Genomic DNA, 20,513 nt, shown 5'->3' on the forward strand with positions numbered 1-20,513 from the left:
AGGACGGCCGCGCCGCCCAGGGGCCGCCGTCGCCGACCGGGAGATCGGGTACGGCGCGTCGGTCAGTTCTCGCGCTGGCGGGACACCGTCCGGACCAGACGCTCGGCCACCTCGCGCAGCGGGATGTCCAGCGAGGACGCGGCGGTACGCAGCACGTCGAGCGCCTCGGCCGGCGGGCAGCCACGCTGCGTCATGATGACGCCGACGGCCTGGCCGATCACGCCGTCGAGCAGCAGTTCGGCGTCGCGCGCGCCGGCCATCTCGGCCTGCCGGCCCCGGTCCCGGACGGCGGCCAGCAGCAGACCGGCGTGTTCGGCGAGCAGCATCGCGGTCAGTTGGTGCTGCGGGGTGAGCAGGTTCGGTCCGGCGGCGTACAGGTTGATGGCCCCGATCACCTGGTCGTCGATGTCCACCGGGGCGGAGATCACCCCGCGTACGCCGAGGTCCCGGGCGCGCGCCGTCCAGGCCGGCCAGCGTGATTCGCCGGCCAGGTCGACCGCCAGGATCATCTCGCGGCGCCGGATCGCGCTCATCGCCGGCGAGTCCGGACCGTGGCGCAGGTCGTCCAGGCCGGCCAGCCGCTCGTCGGAGGCGGCCGCGCCGGCCGGCTCACCGGCGCGCAGCGCCGTGAACCCGCACCAGCGCACGCCGGCCACGGCGTCCCGGGTGACCCGCACCAACGCCAGCAGCGCCTCATCGAAATCGGTCAGCGCGATCAGGCCGGCGGTCAGCTCCCGCAACAGAGCGGCGGTCTCCAGTACGCCGAGGTTGTGCACCACGGGTTCCCGCGTGTCCAGGTTCACTGGTCCGCAGCTCCCGTACGCCTCCGTGCCCGCCCAGCCGGCATCGTCACCTGTGTCATCGTCTGCTCTCTTCCGACTTGACCGACCCGCCCTACTACCCTGCGGAACCCGGGTCGAAACGGCGTAAAACGGGGCTCCTGCCGCGCCGGGTGGCGCGTGAGCAGGAGCCCCGCCGCAGCGATCAGCGCGACGCGCCGCTGAGCCGCCGCCCGATCGAGGCGATCAAACGGTCGAGCTCGGAGCCGAACGGGTTGTCGTGCACCAGGTACGTCCAGGTTGCGGTCGGCCGCACCAGGGTGCCGTCGTCGGGCTCCCAGCCCTCGTCGAATTCGGTCTCGTTGAACGTGGCGATGGTGCGGGCCTCGATCTCCGGTACCAGGTTGTTGAAGGCCGGCACGGCGGCCCGGTGGAACTCGTCGAGCGGGTCGAGACGGCCCAGCGCCCGCAGGTGCACGCCCTCGCGGACCTCCGACAGCTCGGACAGGTGCTCGGCCCAGAGCCGGTCCAGGTGGTAGAGCGCGATCGACCGGGCCGCCCGGGCGAGCAGGTCCTCGTCCATCTCGCCGGCCTTCTCAGGCACCTTGTCCAGCAGCATCAGCGCGGCCACGTCGCTGGTCAGCAGCCGCTCCCGGCGCTGGGCGAGGGCCTTGCGCTGCTGCTCGATCACCACGCTGTAACGCCAGGTGTTGCGGTGGATCTCGTGGTTGACGCCCTCGGCGACCCGCTGGGCGTGCTCCACCGCGTAGTCGACCTGCTCGTCGGTGACCAGGCCGTCGGCGTTCATCCGTGGCGACGCGGGCACCGAGTCGGAGGCGTGGCGGACGACCAGGTCGTCCTCCAGGCTCACGAAGAACACCGACCCACCCGGGTCGCCCTGCCGGCCGGCCCGGCCGCGCAGCTGGTCGTCGACCCGCCGGCTGTCGTGCCGGCCGCTGCCGATCACGTAGAGGCCACCCAGTTCGGCAACCCGCTCCTGGTCGGCCTGGTCGCTGCCGCCGAGCCGGATGTCGACGCCCCGGCCGGCCATCTGGGTGGAGACGGTCACCGCCCCGTACGCGCCGGCCTCGGCGATGATCGCCGCTTCCTCGTCGTCGTTCTTGGCGTTGAGGACCGCGCAGGGCACCCCGGCGGCGTTCAGGCCGGCGGCGAGCGCCTCGGACTCCTTGACGTCCAGGGTGCCGACCAGCACCGGCCGCCCCTTGGCGTGCCAGCGCTGGATCTCGTCGATCAACGCCTCGTCCTTCTCGGCCCGGGTGGCGTAGATGCGGTCCGGCTCGTCCTCCCGGACGCACGGCGTGTTCGGTGGGATCACCGCCACCTCGAGGTCGAAGAACTCCCGAAGCTGGTCGCCGACCAGCACGGCGGTGGCGGTCATGCCGCACACCTTCGGGTAGAGGGCGATGAACGCCTGCACCGCGATGGTGCCCAGCACCTCACCCTCGGCGGTGGCGTCCAGGCCCTCCTTGGCCTCGACCGCCGCCTGGAGCCCGTCGGGCCAGCGACGGCGCTGGGCCACCCGCCCGCGCATCTCGTCAATCAGCTCGACCGAGCCGTCGCGGACGATGTAGTCCACGTCGCGGTGCAGCAGGGCGTGCGCGTGCAGGGCCACGTTGACGGCGGAGAGCTGCGCGACGTGCTCCTCGTCGTACAGGTCGATGCCGAGCTTGGCCTCGATGGCGGCGAGGCCGGCGGAGGTGAACGCGACGCTGCGACCGTCCTCGGCGACCGTGAAGTGCCGGTCCTTGTGCAGCCCACGCACCAGCGCGGCGGCGGCGTGCACCGGGTCCTGCTCACCGGGCACGGCGCCGGCGAGGACCATCGGCACGCGCGCCTCGTCGATCATGATCGAGTCGGCCTCGTCGACGATCGCGGTGGTCAGCGGCGGCTGCACCCGGTCGGCGATGTCCGTGACGAGCTGGTCGCGCAGGTAGTCGAAGCCCGCCTCGCTGACCGACACGTAGGTGACGTCGCAGGCGTACGCGTCGCGCCGCTCCTGCGGGCCGGAGGCCTCGTTGACCCAGCCCACGGTCAGGCCGAGCAGGGTGTAGACCGGCTCCATCCACTGGGCGTCGCGTCGGGCCAGGTAGTCGTTGACGGTGAGCACGTGCACCGGCCCGTTTCCGAGCCGTACGTGCCCGTACGCGGCGATCACGGCGGTCAGGGTCTTGCCCTCACCGGTGGCCATCTCGGCGACCTTGCCGGACAGGAGCGCCATCGCGCCGAGCAGCTGCACGTCGTACGGCCGCTGGTCGAGGCCCCGGCGGGCGGCCTCGCGGCCGACGGCGCAGATCTCCTCGTACCCGGTGGCGGCACCGGCGGCCTCGGTCAGCTCGGCGTCGTCAAGCGCCGCGAGGTCGGCCTCGCGTGCCTCGATCGCGGGCAGCAGCTTCTCCAGCGGAGCGAGTTCGACGGTCGAGCCCGGGCGCTGGAGGAACCGCCGGAACTTGCTCTTGAACCGTTGCGAGACACCCATGAGCGGCAACGGTACGCGATCCGGGCCGGCTTGCGCGGCCCGGCCGCCGGCATGTCCGCCCCCGACGGACGGCTCAGGCGACCAGTAGCTGGTGGGCGGCCAATTCCCGGTAGAGCGGGTCGGTCGCGCTCAGCTCGGTGTGGGTGCCGGTGGCCACCACCCGACCGCCGTCGAGGACGACGATCTGGTCGGCGTCGACCACGGTGGCGAGCCGGTGCGCCACGATCAACAGCGTCCGGCGGACGGCCACGGCGTCGATGGCGCGGCGCAGGGCGGCCTCGTTGCGCGAGTCGAGGTTGCTCGTCGGCTCGTCCAGCAGCAGCACCGGCGGGCCGGCGAGCAGCGCCCGGGCGATGGCCAGGCGCTGGCGTTCACCACCGGAGAGCAGCACGCCACCCTCGCCGACCTGGACGTCCAGGCCCTGGGGGGTGCGCTCGGCCAGGTGCGCGAGGTTGACCTCGTCGAGCACCTGGCGCAGCCGGTCGTCGGTGGCATCCGGGGTGGTGATCAGCAGATTCTCGCGCAGCGTGCCGGCCAGCACGGGCGCCTCCTGCTCGACGTATCCGAGCCGGGCCCGCAGCGCGTCGCGGGGCAGGTCCCGTACGTCGACGCCGTCCAGGCGGACCGCGCCGTCGCTGACCTCGTAGAAGCGTTCGACCAGGGCCAGCAGGGTCGACTTGCCGGCGCCGGACGGGCCGACCAGGGCGGTGCGGGTGCCGGCCGGCACCGCGAAGCTGACCTCGCGCAGCACCGGCGCCCCGCCCGGGTAGCCGAAGCCCACCCGGTCGAACTCGATCATCGGGGCGGGTCGGCGGGGGGTCGCCGTGGCGCCTCCCACGGCCGGCCGGTCGGCCGCGCCCTCCGCGGGCACGATCAGGATCTCCTCGATCCGCTGCAACGCACCCAGGCCGGACTGCAACTGGGTGTACGCGCGCAGCACCTGAGCCAGGGGCAGGGCCAGGAAGAACAGGTACATGACGAAGGCGACCAGGTCGCCGACGGTGATCGCGCCGGCGGCGACCCGGGCGCCCCCGACTCCGAGAACCAGCAGGAAGGCGCCCTGCACGGTGACCGAGCCCACGGGTCCGACCACCGCCTGCACCCGGGCCACCCGCAGTCCCGCCGTGTACGCCTCGCGGGCGCTGCCGGTGACCGTCTCGGCCTCGCGGGCCTCGGCGCGGCTGGCCCGGATGGTCCGGGCGGCGGAGATGGCCCGCTCCACCGCCGAGGTCATCTCGCCGATCCGTTCCTGGGCGGCACGGGCGAGGGCCCGGACCCGGCGGGCGAACGTGAGCGCGAATCCCAGACCGAGGCCGACCCCGAGCAGGGTGACGCCGAACAGCAGCGGGTCGAGCAGCAGCATCGCCGTGCCGGCGCCGAGCACCATCACCGCCCCGGTGACCGTTTCGAACAGTCCGGAGGTGACGACCGCCCGCAGCAGGGTGGTGTCCGAACCCAGCCGGGAGAGCAGGTCGCCGGTGCGCCGGCTGTCGTACTCGGCGATGGGCAGCCGCAGCAGGTGCCCGGCGAGCCGCCGCCGGGTGCCCAGCACGAGCCCCTCGGCGGTGCGTTGCAGCAGGTAGTCGCGCAGTCCGCCGATCGCCGCGCCGAGCAGCACGAGGACCACCAGCGCCGCGACGAGGTCGGACACCCCGAGGCCGCCGCCGACCCGGTCGAGCACCGACCGGGTCAGCAGCGGCTGAGCGAGGGACGCCGCCGCGCCGACCAGCGACAACGCGCCCACCACGGCGAGGGTGCCGCGGTGGTCCCGCAGGTACGGCAGCAGCGCGGCCAGGCCGGGAGGCCGGCCCTTCGAAGCGGTCATGCCGGGAACGGTAGTCCGCCGGGGCACGCCCGGACGCCAGGTCAGGCGGCCAGGACCACCTGTAGTTCCTGACGTCGCCGATCGGCCAGGTCGGTGAGCAGGGTGGCCGCCTCGTCGAACGGCACCACCGCCGAGACCAGGTGCTTGCGGATCCCGTCCCCGTACGCCCGCAGCAGCTCGATCGTCTCGGCGGAGAGCCGTTCCCGGTCCCAGGTGGGGGCGAGCCCACGCGGCACCCGGCCGATCTGCGCGCAGCGCAGCGCCAGCCCGTTGTGGTGGAACTCCTCGCCGAGCCGGACGGCGTCCGCGCCGCCCTGGTAGAAGGCGAGGTCGATGACGGTGCCCTGCGGGCGCAGCAGCCGCAGCGCGAGCTGCAACGCCCACGCCTGCCCCCGGCACTGGAACACCACGTCGGCGCCCCGGTCACCGGCGGTGTGCGCCCACCGGGTCTTGAGCACGGCCGCCGGGTCGTCCCCCTCGGGGTCGAGGGTTTCCAGGCCGAGCGCCTCGGCGACCTGCCGGCGCTGTTCGGTGGGGTCGAGCACCACCACGGAGGCCGCGCCGTGCCGCTTGGCGAACAGGGCGGTCAGCAGGGCCACCACTCCCGCGCCGACCACGGCGACCCGCCGGCCGCGGACGCCGTCGCCGAGCGTACGCACGTCCGTGCCGTGCAGGTCGGCGGCGGCGTGCAGCAGACCGTTGGCGCAGATCGGGCCCATGTGCGCGACGTAGACGCCGAGCAGCGGGTCCAGGTCGTCGGGCAGCGGCACGAACCGTTCGGCGACCGGATCGGCCAGCCAGCCGGTGCGGTGCCCGTACGTCATCGCGCCGACCGTGCCCACCGCGACGGCCGGGGTGTCGCTCTCCACCACGCGGCCGACCTGCATGTAGCCGAGCCGGTTCACCGGGTACGGGGTGCTCGCCTCGCCCGGTTGGAACAGCCCCAGGTCGGCGTTCCAGGTGACGTTCAGGTACGGGTTCGTGCCCTTGACGTAGCTCAGCTCGGTGCCGGCGGAGACGCCGCTGAACAGCGTCTCGACCCGGAAGGTGCCGGGGCGCAGCGGCGCGGCGTCCTGCTCCACCACCTCGACGCGGCCGGGCCCGGTGACCACCACGACCTTGTCACGCATCGACGGTCACCCCACTGCTGAGCACCGCCGGGGCGCTGGCGGTGGCCAGGCTCACGGTCTTGCCGGTGCGGGCCGAGTCGGACACCGCGAGGGCCAGCCGTTGGGTGGCCAGCGCCTCGGCGTACGGGACGCGGACGTCGTCGCCGACACCGCGCACCGCGTCGACGAAGGCGCGGTCCACGGCCACCCGGGCGGCCTCGGGGTCGGCGGGTACGTGCCGCTCGCCGTCGGCGTCGCGGACGGTCAGGCCCTCCTCGGTGAGCGACAGCGCCAGCCCGTCGGCGAGGATCTCCAGCCCGGCACGGTGCTTCCAGCCCAGCACACAGGCGGCGCTGAGGGTGCCGACCGCGCCGTCGGCGAAGCGCAGCACGGCGGTGGTCACCGAGTCGATGTCCGCGCCGTCGACCGGCGGCGGGGTGCCGTTGCCGTACGCGGTGACCTCGCTCACCTCGCCGACCAGCGCCCGGACGAGGTCCAGCACGTGGGCGGCCTGTTCGACCACCGGGCCGCCGGAGCGGTCCCGCTGTGCCCACCACGCCACCGGGGGGACCTTGTCCAGCCAGGCGCCGCTGACCATCCGCACCGGACGGTCGGCGAGCAGTGCGCGGGCCTCGTCCAGGACGGTGAGGTACCGCCAGTGGTGGCCGACCGCGGTCAGCAGCCCTCGGCGGTTCACCTCGGCGGCGATGTGTTCGGCGGTGGCCAGGTCGACGGCGACGGGCTTCTCCACGAACATCGGAAGTCCGGCGTCGAGCACCGCCTGCTCGGCGGGGCCGTGCGCGAACGGCGGCACGCACACGTACACCGCGTCCGGGCCGGCGGCGAGCAGCTCGGCGACGTCGGCGTAGGACCGCGTCCCGTGCGCGGCGGCCAGCGCGGCGGCGGCGTCGGGCACCACGTCGGTCACCCCGATCAACTCGACGTCATCGAACCCGTCCAGCACCCGGGCGTGGCGTTGTGCCACTCCCCCGGCGCCGACCAGACCCACCCGGCATCTACGCATTCGACAACCCCTTCGAGAACTTTTCATGAGCGCTGTGAGCAGTCCCCTGGTGTGTGCGCAATCAAACGTTCATCCCCCGGGAACGCCACGTCGTCACCTGTGTGATCAAGCTGTTGCCCTGGAAGCGGTTAGCGCGTGGTGGGGAATGGGAACTACCAAACGCGGTTCTTTCCGCCCACGATTCATAAGGGGTGCCAGTGCGGGATACGACATCGAGCGTGTCACCGGTGGTGGAGGCGTGGGCCACGTACCGGACCACTTCGGCGGCGGACTGGCCGGCACGCCGGCTGCTGCGCGCCAAGGGCGACAGCCGGGTCAGCGTGGTGCTGCCGGCGCGCAACGAGGAGGCCACGGTCGGCGCCATCGTGTCGACCATCCGGGAGCATCTGATGGACCGGGTGGCCCTGGTCGACGAGCTGATCGTGGTCGATTCGCGGTCGACCGACCGCACCGTGCAGGTGGCCCGCGCCGCCGGCGCGGAGGTCGTCAGCCAGGACGACATGACCCGGGGTCTGCCCCGGCTCACCGGCAAGGGCGACGCGCTCTGGGCCGGCCTGGCCGCGGCCGAGGGCGACGTGGTGGCGTTCATCGACGCCGACCTGCGCGAGTTCCGGCCGCACTTCGTCAGCGGGCTGCTCGGCCCGCTGCTGACCGACCCGTCGGTCGACTTCGTGAAGGGCTTCTACCACCGGCCCCTGGTCGGTACGGCGACCGTCGAGCAGGACGGCGGCGGCCGGGTGACGGAGCTGATGGCCCGCCCGCTGCTCAACCTGTTCTGGCCGGAGCTGGCCGGCTTCGTGCAGCCGCTCGCCGGCGAGTACGCCGCCCGGCGCGACGTGCTCGCCCGGGTGCCGTTCGTCTCCGGGTACGGCGTCGAGACGGCGATGCTGATCGACCTGCTGGACCTGGTCGGTCTTGACGCGCTGGCGCAGGTCGACCTCGGTGAGCGCAAGCACCGGCACCAGGACACGGCGGCGCTCGGGCGGATGTCCGCGCAGATCATGTTGACGGCGTGGTCCCGCCTGCAGCGGCGCGGCTGGGCGAGCCCCGAGCTGTCGCCGGAGGCGCTGCTGACCCAGTTCCGTCGGGGCGGCTCGGACACGCTGCCGCACCTCGACCGCGAGATCGTGGTCAGCGACGTGTCCATCGAGGAGCGTCCGCCGCTCGCCGAGCTGCGGCACCGGGTGCCGCGCCGACGGGTGGCCGCCGCATGAGCGCCCGGGAGGTCGTCCGATGAGCCTGACCGTGCTGATGAACGCGGGTCCCTGGCTGTCCGTGCCGCCGCCCGGCTACGGCGGCATCGAGAACGTCATCGCCACGCTGGTGCCGGAGCTGCGGCGACTCGGCGTACGGGTGGTGCTCGCCTCGGTGGGCAGCAGCACCCTGCCGGTCGACGACCGGATGTCGGTCTTCCCCGACGGGCAGTTCGCCGCGTTGCAGCGCCCGTACAACCAGGTCTGCGGGATCGCCCAGGCGCACCTCGCCGGGGTGGTCCGCGAGCTGCACTCCCGCGACGACATCGACCTGGTGCACGACCACGTGGAGGCCGTCGGGCTGGCCACCATGGCCGCGATGGGGCCGGCCGGTCCGCCGACCCTGCACACCCTGCACTGGGATCTGGCCAAGCACCCCGCCCTGTACGGCAGCCTGGACGGCGGCGACCGGGTCCGGGTCAACGGGGTGTCCGCGTCCCAGCTGGCCCGGGCGCCGCTGGCGCTGCGGGAACACTCGGTGGGGCACGTGCACCTGTCCACCCCGCTGGCCGTGGACGCCGACCGGCGGCCCCGCCCGGCCAAGGGTGAGCATCTGCTGATCCTCGGCCGGATCAACCCGGGCAAGGGGCAGGACGTGGGCGCACGGTTGGCGCACCGGGTCGGGTTCCCGCTGGTGCTGGCCGGCCCGGTGGGTCCGTACCATCGGCCGGCCGACCTGGCCGCGGCGGGCGACGAGGCCCGGCAGAACCCGGATGTGCGGTTCTTCCTCGACGAGGTGGCGCCGCACGTCGACGGTGACCTGGTCCGCTGGATCGGGACGGTGGCCGGTCAGGAGCGGGACGACCTGCTGGCCAGCGCCCGCGCCTCGCTGTTCCCGCTGCGGTGGGAGGAGCCCGGGGGTACGGCGGTGGTCGAGTCCCTGGCCCTGGGCACACCCGTGGTGGCGACCGCCCGGGGCTGCCTGCCGGAGCTGATCGAGCACGGCCGCACCGGGCTGTTGACTGCCGACGAGGACGAGCTGGCCGACCTCGTGCTGGCCGCCGAGCTGCTCGACCCCGACGAGTGCCGGCGGGTGGCCGCGCGACGGTTCACCCCGGCGGTGATGGCGCAGCGCTATGTCGAGCTGTACCAGCGGGTCCGCGAGCTGGCCGGTACGCCCCGGCTGCAACCGGCCTGACCTGCCCCGTTGCCGTCGGCGGTTTGCCGTCGGCGGCAACGGGTAGGCGGCGGCGCCCATGCCCGTCGCGCAGCGAGGAGCCGGTGATGGTCGGACCGATGGCGCATTCCCGGGCCCGGGCGAATCCGGCCGAGGGCAAACCGCCGGTACGGCGGGCGGCGGGCACTGTGGCTGTGGTGTTCCTGCTTGTCGGCGTGCTCGGTTTCGTGCCGGGGATCACCAGCGGTACGGGTGACCTGCGGTTCGCCGGGCACGGCTCGGGGGCGTTCCTGTTCGGCGTCTTCCAGGTGTCGGTGCTGCACAACCTCGTACACCTGCTGTTCGGGGTGGCCGGCCTGGTGCTGGCGCGCACGGTCGGCGGCGCGCGGACCTTCCTGGTCGGTGGCGGCGCCGTCTACCTGGTGCTGTGGCTGTACGGGCTGGCGGTGGACCACGACACCGGTGCGAACGTTCTGCCGGTCAACGACGCCGACGGGTGGCTGCACCTCGGCCTGGGCGCCGGCATGATCGCGCTGGGCCTGCTGACCGCCAGGGTCCGGCGGTGACCTGCGCCGGCCGGTCGGTCGGTCCGGTTTGACGCTCCTCGGGCTCGGGTAGTTGGCAGACACCGACCGATCGAGTGAATCGAGGGACCCGCATGCCCAGCCGGATCACCTGCGAGGTGCGCGACACGGCACCGGTGGCGGTCGTCCGGCTCACCGGCGCCCTTGACCTGGGCACCATGAGGTCTGTGCATCAGGCGCTCGACGGGGCGTTGGCCGCCCAGCCGGACGCGCTCGTGGTCGACCTCGCCGAGGTCACCGTCGAGGACCGGCTGGCGTTGTCGGTCTTCGCCGCCACCGCCCGGCGGGCCGAGGAGTGGCCGGCCGTGCCTGTGGTGCTCTGCGCTCCCCCGCCGGCCGCCGCGCGCTGGCTGGCCGAGTCGACGACGTGCCGGGTGGTGCCGGTGTCGCAGGACTGCGCGGAGGCGACCCGGATGGCCGGCGCCGCCAGCTCGCCCCGGCTGCGGGCGCGCCTGGAGCCGGTGGCCGGCGCCTGCCGGCGGGCGCGGGAGCTGGTCGGGGACGCGTGCACCCGGTGGAATCTGCCGGAGGCTGCCGGTCCGGCCGCGCTGGTGCTCAGCGAGCTGGTCGGCAACGTGGTCCGCCACGCGGGCACGCCGATGCAGGTGACGCTGACCCTGCGTCGGCCGTACCTGCACGTGGCGGTGGTGGACGGCAGCCGCGCGGCGGCCGAGCCGGCCGGACTGGACCTGCGCGCCGAGGGTGGCCGGGGGCTGCTGCTGGTGCGGGAGTTGGCGCAGCGGTGGGGCAGCGTGCCGATCGGTCCGGGCAAGGCCGTCTGGGCGCTGTTGCCGGTCGGCTGAGAGTTCGCGGTGGTTCCGCCGGTCCTGGCGATCTGACCGAAATTACCCCTTCGGCCTGGTTTCATGGTCAGAGGGCCGGGTAGGCACGCCCGTCCTTTTGCCGTCACGACGGGGTGAGCAGCCATGCCCAAGCGGGTAACCACGGAACCCGGTCGCGATCGAGGTCCGGCGATCCTGGCACCGGCACGCTTCGGGGGTTTCCCCGGACCCGTGCGGGCGCCGGTCCCCGGCAACTCGTTGATCAAGTTCCTCGCCACCACCGACCACAAACAGATCGGCATCCTGTACCTGCTGACCTCCTTCGCGTTCTTCCTGGTGGCGGGACTGGAGGCGATGCTGATCCGGGGGGAGCTGGCCCGCCCGGGCATGCAGTTCCTCTCCGCCGAGCAGTACAACCAGCTGTTCACCTCGCACGGCGCGGTGATGCTGCTGCTGTTCGCCACCCCCGCCGCGTTCGGATTCGGCAACTTCATCGTGCCGATCCAGATCGGCGCGCCGGACGTGTCGTTCCCCCGCCTCAACGCGCTCGCCTACTGGCTGTACCTGTTCGGCGGCCTCATGGTGATCGGCGGGTTCCTCACCCCGCAGGGATCGGCGGACTTCGGCTGGACGGCGTACACCCCGCTGAGCAGCGTGGAGAACAGCCCCGGCGTGGGCGCGAACATGTGGGTGGTCGGCCTGGTCGTCTCCGGCCTCGGCACCATCCTCGGCGCGGTCAACCTGATCACCACGATCCTCACCCTGCGCGCGCCCGGGATGACCATGTTCCGGATGCCGATCTTCACCTGGAACATGCTGTTCACGAGCGTGCTGGTGATCCTGGTCTTCCCGCTGCTGGCCGCCGCGCTGCTGGCGCTGTCCGCCGACCGGTTGCTCAACGCCCACGTGTACGACGCGGCCACCGGCGGCCCGATGCTCTGGCAGCACCTGTTCTGGTTCTTCGGCCATCCCGAGGTGTACATCATCGCGTTGCCGTTCTTCGGCATCATCACCGAGATCATTCCGGTCTTCTCCCGCAAGCCGCTGTTCGGCTACACCGGCATGGTGCTGGCGACCGTGGCGATCACCGTGCTGTCGATGACGGTCTGGGCGCACCACATGTTCGCCACCGGGCAGGTGCTGCTGCCGTTCTTCAGCATCCTGAGCTACCTGATCGCGGTGCCCACCGGCGTGAAGTTCTTCAACTGGATCGGCACCATGTGGAAGGGACAGCTCACCTTCGAGACACCGATGCTCTTCTCCATCGGCTTCCTGGTCACCTTCCTGCTCGGCGGGCTCACCGGGGTCCTGCTGGCCAGCCCGCCGGTGGACTGGCACACCCACGACAGCTACTTCGTCGTGGCGCACTTCCACTACGTGGTCTTCGGCACCGTGGTCTTCGCCCTCTTCGCCGGCTACTACTTCTGGTGGCCCAAGATGACCGGGCGGCTGCTCGACGAGCGGCTGGGCAAGGCGCACTTCTGGACCATGTTCATCGGCTTCCACGGCACCTTCCTGGTGCACCACTGGCTGGGCACCAAGGGCATGCCCCGCCGGTACGCCGACTACCTGCCCAGCGACGGGTTCACCACGCTGAACACGATCTCCAGCATCTTCGCCTTCATCCTCGGCCTGTCCACGTTGTTCTTCATCTACAACGCCTGGAAGTCCTGGCGGTACGGGGCGATGGTGACGGTGGACGACCCGTGGGGCTTCGGCAACTCGTTGGAGTGGGCCACCAGCTGCCCGCCGCCGCTGCGCAACTTCGACGAGATGCCCCGGATCCGCTCCGAGCGGCCCGCGTTCGACCTCAAGTACGGCCCGCTCGTCTCCGACCTGGGCCGGGACCTGCCGCAGCGCACCACGAAGCCGCCGCAGCAGTTCGCCGAGGAGCTGCACATGGAGCACCACGTTCCGGAGTCGCCGGCCGCCGAGGGCGCGCACGGCGCCCGCGACGCCGCCGAGTACCAGCCGGCCCCCCGCTCCGGCGCCCGCCCGGTGGACGTGCCCGAACCCGAGGGCATAAGGCGACCGAGCTTCGAGCAGAGCGACCCGCCCCAGGACGCCGAGGACGCGCCGAAGCCGCACGAGCGGTGGCGGCACCCGCGCGGCGACAGCAACACCGAGGACCGCTGACCGGCGTACGCCGAGAGGGCCGACACCCCACCCGGTGTCGGCCCTCGTCGTCTCTCGACCAGCGGGTCAGTCCCGGGCGGGCGCCAGACCGGCGGCGGTGAGCGAACGGCGTACCGCGGGCTGGACCCGGGTGAGCCGCAGCGGCACCCCGGTACGCTCCGCGGCCTCCCGTCCGGCCATCAGCGCGGCGATCCCGCCGGCGTCGAAGCCTCCCGCGCCGACCAGGTCGACGACCACCTCGCTGGGTTGGCCGGTGACCGCCTCCAGCATGGCCCGACGGAGCTGGTCCGCGCCGTCGCGATCGACCTCGCCGCCGACCTCCACCACCACCCGGTCGCCGTTCTGCTTCACCGAGATCCGGGTCTTGCCCGGGTCCGGTTCGGCGGCGCCGTTCTGCCACGGGGGCGGCGCGTCGGCGAGCATCGCCTGACGCAGCCAGGTCAGCGCCCGCGACAGCAGCCGGGACACGTGCATCTGCGAGATGCCGAACCGGGCGGCGATCTCCGCCTGGGTCTGGTTGCCGTAGAAGCGCATGGCCAGGATGCGCCGTTCCCGCCAGGGCAGCCGGTGCAGCAGGCCGCTGACCGTCACCCGGTCGTCGACCGACTCCAGCGCGTTGTCCGATTCGCCGACCAGGTCACCGAACTCGGCGGAGCTCTCCCCGCCGACCGGCGCGTTGAGCGAGGCCGGGCTGTAGCCGGCCGCCGACTCCAGCGCGGCGAGGATCTCCTCCTCCGGCGTCTCCAGCCGGGCCGACAACTCGGCCACCGTGGGCGCCCGGGACAGCTCACTGGTCAGCGCGGCGGTGGCCTGACCGACCTCGAGGATCAGGTCCCGCAGCCGCCGGGGCACGTGCACACCCCAGGTGCGGTCCCGGAAGTGCCGCTTGATCTCACCGACGATGGTGATCGCGGCGTACGCGGTGAAGGAGCCCCGTTCCGGGTCGTACCGGTCGACGGCGTTGACCAGCCCCAGACGGGCCACCTGCTCCAGATCCTCCAGCGGCTCTCCGCGCCCCCGGTAGCGGCGGGCGAGCCGTCCGGCGAACGGCAGCGCGAAGCGGACCAGGTCGTCCCGTGCCTCCTGCCGGCGCTCCGGCGGCAGCCCTTCGATCCGGGCCGCGTACGCCAGCGCCGCCGCGTCGAGGTCCTCCAGACCGCGCTCGGTGGGTGGTGGTGTGGTCGTGGTCGTGCTCGTCTGTCCGAACATCCGCGCCTCCCTCAGGAAGGTCCCCCGCCCGGATCGGGAAACCGGTCGTGCGCGTGGTCGAGCCACGCACCGGGCCGGAAAAGGTGGGTCAGTGACTGGGATGCCAGCGGGCGACAACGCCTGCACGCAACGCGATGAGGGCGTCGCAGCCAGCGATGTTCCCGCTCCGTAGGTACTCAATCACGGGACCCCGGGTTCGCGAGGATGTTTCGGCGTCCTCCGCCTCAGGAGACCAACAACCCCTGGTGGCGGCCGCTGTCCTGGAGCGTGGACAGGGCCTCGGCGGCCCCCAGAGGGGGCGGCGCGGGCAGGTCGTACGGCTGGGAGCGGAGCACCTCCGTGGCCCGGCGGGTGGGCACCGACGTGACCGGGTAGCCGCGGGCGGAGGTGCGGTCCAGCGCCCGACGCCGCCGGCCGAACCCGGCGACCGCCAGCCACTGCGGAAGGCCGGCCAGCGCCGGCGAGCGCACACCGGGCGGCTCGGGCAGCACGTCCACCGAGGTGAACGCCTCACTGCCGGCCAGCCACCACTCGGCCTCGTCGACGCTGCGCCGGGTGGCGTTCTCACACCAGTACGGCACCAGCCCCGCCCGCACCACCTGCCACGGGTCCAGCAGCCGGCCGCACTCCACCACCAACCGGTCACCGGTCTTCCCGGCGCCGCGCAGCCAGCGGCGGTACAGGTCGGCCACGCCCGCGCTCAGCGCCGCCGGCCGGGGCACCAGCACCCGGTGCAGCGGGTGGTCACGGCGGGCCGCCCAGTCCCGCGCCGACAGCTCGAAGCCCGGGTCGACGCCGTTCTCGGCGTAACCGGACGGCGCGGACACCTGCGGCGGTTCCCACCGGGCGGCGTCGCCGCCGACGGAGCGCAGCACCTGTCGCAGCGCGTGGCTGTCCGGGTGGAAGTCCACCGGGTCCAGCCCGCTGGCGGGGCAGCCGACCTGGAAGCTGTGCCGCGGGCCCCGCTCCAGCACCGGCCAGGTCCGCCCGTCGCGGACCAGCACGACCGGGGCGCCCGGGACGAGCCGGTCGGCCAGGAACTGCCCGTACGCGTCCGGCAGGGTCTGCCACACGGCGGTCAGCGACACCGTCACCCCGGTCAGGGAGCCGCGGCTGGCCGGGCAGTGCACCTGACGCAGGTGCAGGTCGGCGTTGCCGGCGAGCAGCCGGGTGACAAGTGCCGCGCCGTGCTCAAGCGCGTCCGCCGGGCGGTCCACCGCGCCGTCGGACCAGTGCGCGGTCATCTCGAAGCCGGCCGGGAGCCACGGAACGCCGAGGGCCACCGCGAGGTGTGCCGCCGCGCCGTGCGGCGAGCCGATCAGCACCCCCGGGTAGCGCCGCCGGGGGTACTGGTCCACGAACCAGCGGGCCACCCGGGCGGCGTCCACCTCGTCGACCTGGGCGGCGGTGAGGGCGACGCGTCCCGCCGCCCGACTCACGGCGGCCCGTCGCACCGGCTCGGGTGTCCCGGAGAACCGCGACATCGGCCCGGTGTGTCCCAGGTCGGCGCAGTCCGTGCCGTTCAGCGCGCGGGCGGTGGCGGCGACCAGCACCCGGGCGGCGCTGCCCACGGCCACGACCCGGTCGCCGGCCAGACCGGCGCCATCGGCCGTGAGCCCCTTGCGCACCTTGTGCACCGGCCCCACCTTGCCTCGTTCGCTCACCACGCGGCCCGGCTTCCCGTCCCGATGGGGTTCAAACGGGGCATCACCCTCCCGGCGGCACAATCCGCTGGTCGGTGGGGTGCGCCGGTCATCACCGGCGTTCGGTCCCTCGGGTTTCGGGGCAGCCAGGGCGGGCACATCCGGGGCCATGCGCACCGACGACACCAGCGAGCCCGCGGCCGCCACGATCACCCCGTACGAGGACGGACCGCTCCTGGTCCGTGGCGACTTCGCTCTGGTCACGCCGGACGGCGAGCGGATCGACGCCCGCCGGGGCACGGTGGCGCTGTGCCGCTGCGGCAAGTCGGCGCTCAAGCCGTTCTGCGACGGCACCCACAAGGTGGTGAACTTCCGCGCGGGCACCTCCCGCGAGGGCTGACCCGGCTAGGCCACCCCGGCCAGCGGTCCCCCGGTGGTCGCCGGCAGGGCGGTCGTGGACACCGAGATGCTGCGCGGGGCGGGTGCGCGCAGTGAGCTGCGGCCGGCGGCCCAACTGTCCAACAGGTGCGCGGCGAACAGCCGGTCCACCGCGAGCCCCGCCGCCGCACCGAACAGCACGTCCGGGGCCAGGGCCGGCTCGGCGCGGACCAGGCCGCCGCACAGGTCGTGCGCGGCGATCTGCTCGTGCACCGCGTCGGCCTCGACGTGCTCGTCGTAGAAGCGGGTGGCGACCTCGTCGAAGCCGAGCCGGCGCAGCCCGTTGCCGTAGCGACGGTTGGGCAGCGAGGAGGTCATCTCGAAGGCGGCCAGGTGCCCGAGCAGCGCCCCGCGCAGGCGCCGGTGCAGCCCGAACAGCGACATGAGGTTGTTGGTCGCCAACGTCACGGCGGGCGCCGCGTCCAGGTGGGCGCCGTACGCGGTGTCCAGGCCCAGCCGGTCCAGGGTGCGCCGGAACAGTTCGGCGTGCATCCGGTCCAGCCGGCCGTTGCCGTACTCGTCGGTCTGGATCTCCACGAGGGCGGCCTTGGCCTCGCCGCCGAGGCGGGGCAGCGCCCAGCTGTGCGGGTCCGCCTCGCGCAGGTGGTAGACGGACCGGTGCACCACGAACTCGCGGAACTGGGTGAGGTCGGCCCGTCGCTGCAGGTTCGCGGCCAGGGACGGGCCGTCGTCGGCCGCGACCAGCTCGACCAGTCCGGCGGCCACGCCTGCGGCCGGCACCCGGGGGAAGCCGACGAGCCGGCGCAGCGCCTCCTCGAAGGGCCGTTCGACACGGGCGCGCAGGCCCAGCAGCGTCGGCTGCCACTCCCAGCGCTCGTCCACACCCCGCCAACCCCGGTAGTGCAGCTCGTAGCAGAGGAACAGGGTCAGTTGCAGGTCCTCGTCGGTGAGCGGGTCCGCCGGGTCGAGGTCGGCGCCCAGGCTGGCCGGCAGGTCGTGCGGGGCACGCCGCAGGGCGTCGGTCACCGCCGCGGACAGCGGGCCGCGCGGTTGCGGTAGGGGCGCGGGACCGTTGCGGCGGTCGGCGGGCTCCGGCATGTGACCTCCAGCGTCGTCGGGCCGCTTCTGATGCCCCTGAGCAGCACGTCTAAACGAGGTACTGGGCGGCCACCGTACGTTCGGTCTGCTCCCGGACCTTGCGGGCCGCCGCCCCGTCGGCGTACAGGCCCCGCAGGTCGGCGAACGCCGGCTCGGGCGGCACCAACGGCACCGCCGGGTCGACGACGGCCTCCAGGACGCAGGGACGGTCCGCGGCGAGGGCCTCGTCCCAGGCCGCGCCGACGAGTTCGGGCCGGTCCACCCGGACGCCGTGCATCCCGAGCAGCCGCGCCCAGCCGGCGTACGGCACGTCGGGCCGGCGGTGGGTGGGGTCGCTCGACGCCTCCCGGCCGCCGCCCATGCCGCTGTGGTCCCGGTTGTTGAGCACCAGCACGACCAGTCGAGGGTCACGCCAGCGCTGCCAGTGGTGCGAGACGGTGATCAGCTCGGCGAGCCCGTTGAGCTGCATGGCGCCGTCGCCGACCAGCGCCACCACGGGCTGGTCGGGCGCGGCCAGCTTGGCGGCCACCGCGTACGGCAGGGCGCAGCCCATCGAGCCGAGGGTGCCGCACAGCTGCGCGTTGACCCCGGGCGGCAGGACGAGGTGCCGGGCGTACCAGTAGAGGACCGAGCCGACGTCGACGGCGACCGCGCCGCTCGGCAGCCGGCTGGACAGCTCCTGGAGCACGAGCTGTGGGTTGATCGGTTCGGCCGGCGCGGCGGCCCGGTCGGCGGCGACGGCGCGCCAGCGGTCGACCGAGCTCTCCACGGTGGCGCGCCACTGCGGGTTGGGTCGGTCGGGCACCCGGGCCAGCAACGCCCGCAACGTCTCGGCGGCGTCGCCGACCAGCGGCACGTCGGCCGGGTAGCGGGCGCCGATGCGCCGGCCGTCGATGTCGATCTGCACCGTGCGGGCCTGCCCCGACACCGGGAGGTAGTCGGTCCACGGATCGTTGGTGCCGACCAGCAGCAGCGTGTCGCAGCCGCCCATCAGCTCGGCCGCGGCCGGGGTGCCGACCTCGCCCAGCACCCCGGTGTGAAAGGGCAGCCGTTCGTCGAGGACCGGTTTGCCCAGCAGCGAGGTGGCCACCCCGGCGCCGAGCCGGTCGGCCAGCTCGACGATCTCCGCGGCGGCGCCCCGCCCGCCCTGGCCCACCAGGATGGCGGTGCGCCGGCCACCGCCGAGCAGCTGTGCCGCGGCCTCCAGGTCGACCTCGTGCGGCAGGACCCGGGCCAGCGGCTCACCGGGCGTCGCCGAGATCACCCCGACCGAGTTGCCCTGCAGGTCGGGCACCAGGGCCTCCTGCAACTGCCGTGGCAGCACCACGCAGGTCGGGCTGCGGGTCGCCGCCGCCGTACGGAACGCCTGGTCCAGCAGCCCCGGCACCTCCTGCGGGGTGCGGCCGTAGCGGACGAACTGGTTGCACACGTCCGCGAAGAGCCGGCTCAGCCCGATCTCCTGGTGGGCGCCGCCGAGCGGTCCGGAGATGTCCTCGCCGACGATCGCCACGACCGGCTTGCTGTCCAGCTTGGCGTCGTACAGGCCGTTGAGCAGTTGGACCGCGCTGGGCCCCTGGGTGGCCAGGCAGACGCCGATGCCGCCGGTGAACTTGGCGTGCCCGGTGGCCATGAACGAGGCCGTCTCCTCGTGCCGGGCCGGAATGAACCCCGGGTCGCCACCGGTCCGCTCCAACGCCTCGACGAGGGGGGCGATCGCCTCGCCCGGGTAGCCGAACACGCGGGGCACCCGCCAGGCCAGCAGGCGCTGCACCACGAGGTCGGCCACGCGCCGCTCAGCCATTGCCGCGCCCGGGGGTGCCGGGGTCGACGTAGCGCAGGACCGCCCCGACGCCGTCGGCGAGGTCGGGCGCCTCCTCCGGACCCAGCACGGTCAACGCCGCGTCGGTGCCGACGAGGGCCCGGACCAGCGCCGCGTCGGCGCGTACCCGCTGCGGGTCACGCACCGACATGGCGGCCAGCTGCCCCGGGTCGACGGCGATCTCGGTGGGTTCCGGACCGATCCACAGCTCACCGTTGGCGGACGGGTCGTCCACGATGAGCATGGTGTCCACCTGGTTGCGTTGCAGGGCCGAGACGACCGCGTCGAGGCCGCCGCCGACGTCCTCCTGCACACCGAACCTGTCAAGTGTGGCGGCGATCCGCTGGTCGGCGACCTCCGCGATGGTCTGCACGGTGAGGTCGTCCAGCAGCGTCTGGTCGGCGCCGCCGGCGCGGGAGCCCGCGTCGGTCCGCACCATCAGGTCCTGCCAGCGTTCGGGCATCTGCGCGGCGATCATCCCGGTGGCCCGGACGTCGCCGGCGACCACCACCACCTCCGCGCCGACCTTCTCGGCCAGCTCCACGGTCGCCGCGGTGACGTCCCCGGCGTTGTGGTGCCACGCCTCCATGGCGGCCTTCTGGTGGTGTGACTGGGACCAGCCGCCGGGCTGCACCCGGCGCAGCGGGAAGGTCTCCCGGCCGGTGACGTGCGCCCGTCGGGGCACCCCGCCGGCGCTGATGGCGACCGCGTCGGCGCCGGTGCGGTCGGCGAGCACCCGCACCCAGGCGACCTGTTCGCCGCGCTGGGCGAGGAGCGGCATCACGTGCGGCAGCGGCCCGTAGTGGGCCAGGTCGCGCAGTGGCGGCGCGGACAGGTACTCGGAGAGCACCACCCGGCCGTGACTGGCGAAGACCGCGAGCCCGTAGTCCCCGACCATCGGGTCGTGGCCACGGACCACCCGGTCCAACGCGGCGATGCTCGCCTCGTCGGCGCCCTGGTCGGCCAGGGCGCGTTCCAGGGCACGCCAGCGCAGGGCCAGCGCCTCGTGGGCGTCCTCCGTGTCGGCGGAGGCGTCCACGTACACCGAGCACCACGGCCCGGGACGGTCGTAGAGCGGGCGCAGGAAGGACAGCTGCATGCTCGACCCCTTTCCAGCTCGGCCCCCCGCTTACCCTGCTCGCCCGGGATGTCACCTCGCCGCCGTGAGCCCGTGACCAGGTTTCATTCACGTCGTTCAACCGAGGACATCGATACGATCAGTGAACGGACGCGGACTCT

Annotated in this window: 16 protein-coding genes; 6 read left to right on the top strand and 10 right to left on the bottom strand. The window is 73.5% G+C overall.

Annotated elements, in window-relative coordinates; genetic code table 11:
• Positions 1–62: 62 nt before the first annotated feature.
• From ABZS77_RS15495 to ABZS77_RS15515, 5 genes are all read right to left on the bottom strand, one after another.
• Complete coding sequence (locus ABZS77_RS15495) at positions 63–803, bottom strand: GAF and ANTAR domain-containing protein (RefSeq protein ID WP_354822914.1); 741 nt, start codon at positions 801–803, stop codon at positions 63–65.
• 181 nt (positions 804–984) lie between these two features.
• Positions 985–3,276, bottom strand: coding sequence for an accessory Sec system translocase SecA2 (gene secA2 / locus ABZS77_RS15500; protein ID WP_354822916.1), 2,292 nt, complete (start codon positions 3,274–3,276; stop codon positions 985–987).
• Between the two features lie 73 nt (positions 3,277–3,349).
• On the bottom strand, positions 3,350–5,101 hold the full coding sequence (locus tag ABZS77_RS15505; protein WP_354822918.1) for an ABC transporter ATP-binding protein: 1,752 nt from the start codon (positions 5,099–5,101) through the stop codon (positions 3,350–3,352).
• Positions 5,102–5,142: 41 nt separating this feature from the next.
• On the bottom strand, positions 5,143–6,231 hold the full coding sequence (locus tag ABZS77_RS15510) for a zinc-binding dehydrogenase (protein ID WP_354822920.1): 1,089 nt from the start codon (positions 6,229–6,231) through the stop codon (positions 5,143–5,145).
• Positions 6,224–7,234 carry a Gfo/Idh/MocA family oxidoreductase gene (locus ABZS77_RS15515; protein ID WP_354822922.1) on the bottom strand — a complete coding sequence of 337 codons (1,011 nt, stop codon included), beginning with the start codon at positions 7,232–7,234 and terminating at the stop codon, positions 6,224–6,226. Before ABZS77_RS15515 ends, ABZS77_RS15510 begins: the two co-directional genes overlap by 8 nt.
• Positions 7,235–7,464: 230 nt before the next feature.
• On the opposite strand from ABZS77_RS15515, the gene ABZS77_RS15520 reads away from it, so the two are divergent.
• From ABZS77_RS15520 to ctaD, 5 genes are all read left to right on the top strand, one after another.
• On the top strand, positions 7,465–8,448 hold the full coding sequence (locus ABZS77_RS15520) for a glucosyl-3-phosphoglycerate synthase (protein WP_354823109.1): 984 nt from the start codon (positions 7,465–7,467) through the stop codon (positions 8,446–8,448).
• A gap of 19 nt (positions 8,449–8,467) precedes the next feature.
• Complete coding sequence (locus ABZS77_RS15525) at positions 8,468–9,625, top strand: glycosyltransferase (protein WP_354822924.1); 1,158 nt, start codon at positions 8,468–8,470, stop codon at positions 9,623–9,625.
• A gap of 98 nt (positions 9,626–9,723) precedes the next feature.
• Positions 9,724–10,170 (top strand): DUF4383 domain-containing protein, encoded by a 447-nt coding sequence (locus ABZS77_RS15530; RefSeq protein WP_354822926.1) that lies wholly within the window; start codon positions 9,724–9,726, stop codon positions 10,168–10,170.
• 92 nt (positions 10,171–10,262) lie between these two features.
• Positions 10,263–10,991: an STAS domain-containing protein gene (locus tag ABZS77_RS15535; protein WP_354822928.1), complete on the top strand. Its 729-nt coding sequence runs from the start codon at positions 10,263–10,265 to the stop codon at positions 10,989–10,991.
• Between the two features lie 123 nt (positions 10,992–11,114).
• Complete coding sequence (ctaD, locus tag ABZS77_RS15540; protein WP_354822930.1) at positions 11,115–13,106, top strand: cytochrome c oxidase subunit I; 1,992 nt, start codon at positions 11,115–11,117, stop codon at positions 13,104–13,106.
• A 66-nt stretch (positions 13,107–13,172) separates the two neighbouring features.
• Here ctaD and ABZS77_RS15545 read toward each other — a convergent pair whose 3' ends face one another.
• The gene (locus ABZS77_RS15545) at positions 13,173–14,315 is read right to left on the bottom strand and encodes a SigB/SigF/SigG family RNA polymerase sigma factor (protein ID WP_354822932.1); all 1,143 of its coding nucleotides are present in this window, start codon (positions 14,313–14,315) and stop codon (positions 13,173–13,175) included.
• A 224-nt stretch (positions 14,316–14,539) separates the two neighbouring features.
• Positions 14,540–15,943 carry a hypothetical protein gene (locus tag ABZS77_RS15550; protein WP_354823111.1) on the bottom strand — a complete coding sequence of 468 codons (1,404 nt, stop codon included), beginning with the start codon at positions 15,941–15,943 and terminating at the stop codon, positions 14,540–14,542.
• Positions 15,944–16,127: 184 nt separating this feature from the next.
• On the opposite strand from ABZS77_RS15550, the gene ABZS77_RS15555 reads away from it, so the two are divergent.
• Complete coding sequence (locus ABZS77_RS15555) at positions 16,128–16,358, top strand: CDGSH iron-sulfur domain-containing protein (RefSeq protein ID WP_354822934.1); 231 nt, start codon at positions 16,128–16,130, stop codon at positions 16,356–16,358.
• A gap of 5 nt (positions 16,359–16,363) precedes the next feature.
• Here the strand turns inward: ABZS77_RS15555 and ABZS77_RS15560 are convergent, their stop codons facing one another.
• The 3 genes from ABZS77_RS15560 to ABZS77_RS15570 are packed head-to-tail and all read right to left on the bottom strand — an operon-like array spanning position 16,364 to position 20,373.
• A complete protein-coding gene (locus ABZS77_RS15560) occupies positions 16,364–17,455 on the bottom strand; it encodes an iron-containing redox enzyme family protein (RefSeq protein WP_354822936.1) in 1,092 nt (363 codons plus the stop codon).
• Between the two features lie 49 nt (positions 17,456–17,504).
• Entirely contained in the window at positions 17,505–19,256 is a 1,752-nt protein-coding gene (locus tag ABZS77_RS15565) for a thiamine pyrophosphate-binding protein (protein ID WP_354822938.1), read from the bottom strand.
• Positions 19,249–20,373: a Vms1/Ankzf1 family peptidyl-tRNA hydrolase gene (locus ABZS77_RS15570; protein ID WP_354822940.1), complete on the bottom strand. Its 1,125-nt coding sequence runs from the start codon at positions 20,371–20,373 to the stop codon at positions 19,249–19,251. The genes ABZS77_RS15565 and ABZS77_RS15570 overlap by 8 nt, the downstream gene beginning before the upstream one ends.
• Positions 20,374–20,513: the final 140 nt, after the last annotated feature.

Source organism: Micromonospora sp. NPDC005298 (assembly GCF_040607375.1).
Lineage (GTDB): Bacteria > Actinomycetota > Actinomycetes > Mycobacteriales > Micromonosporaceae > Micromonospora.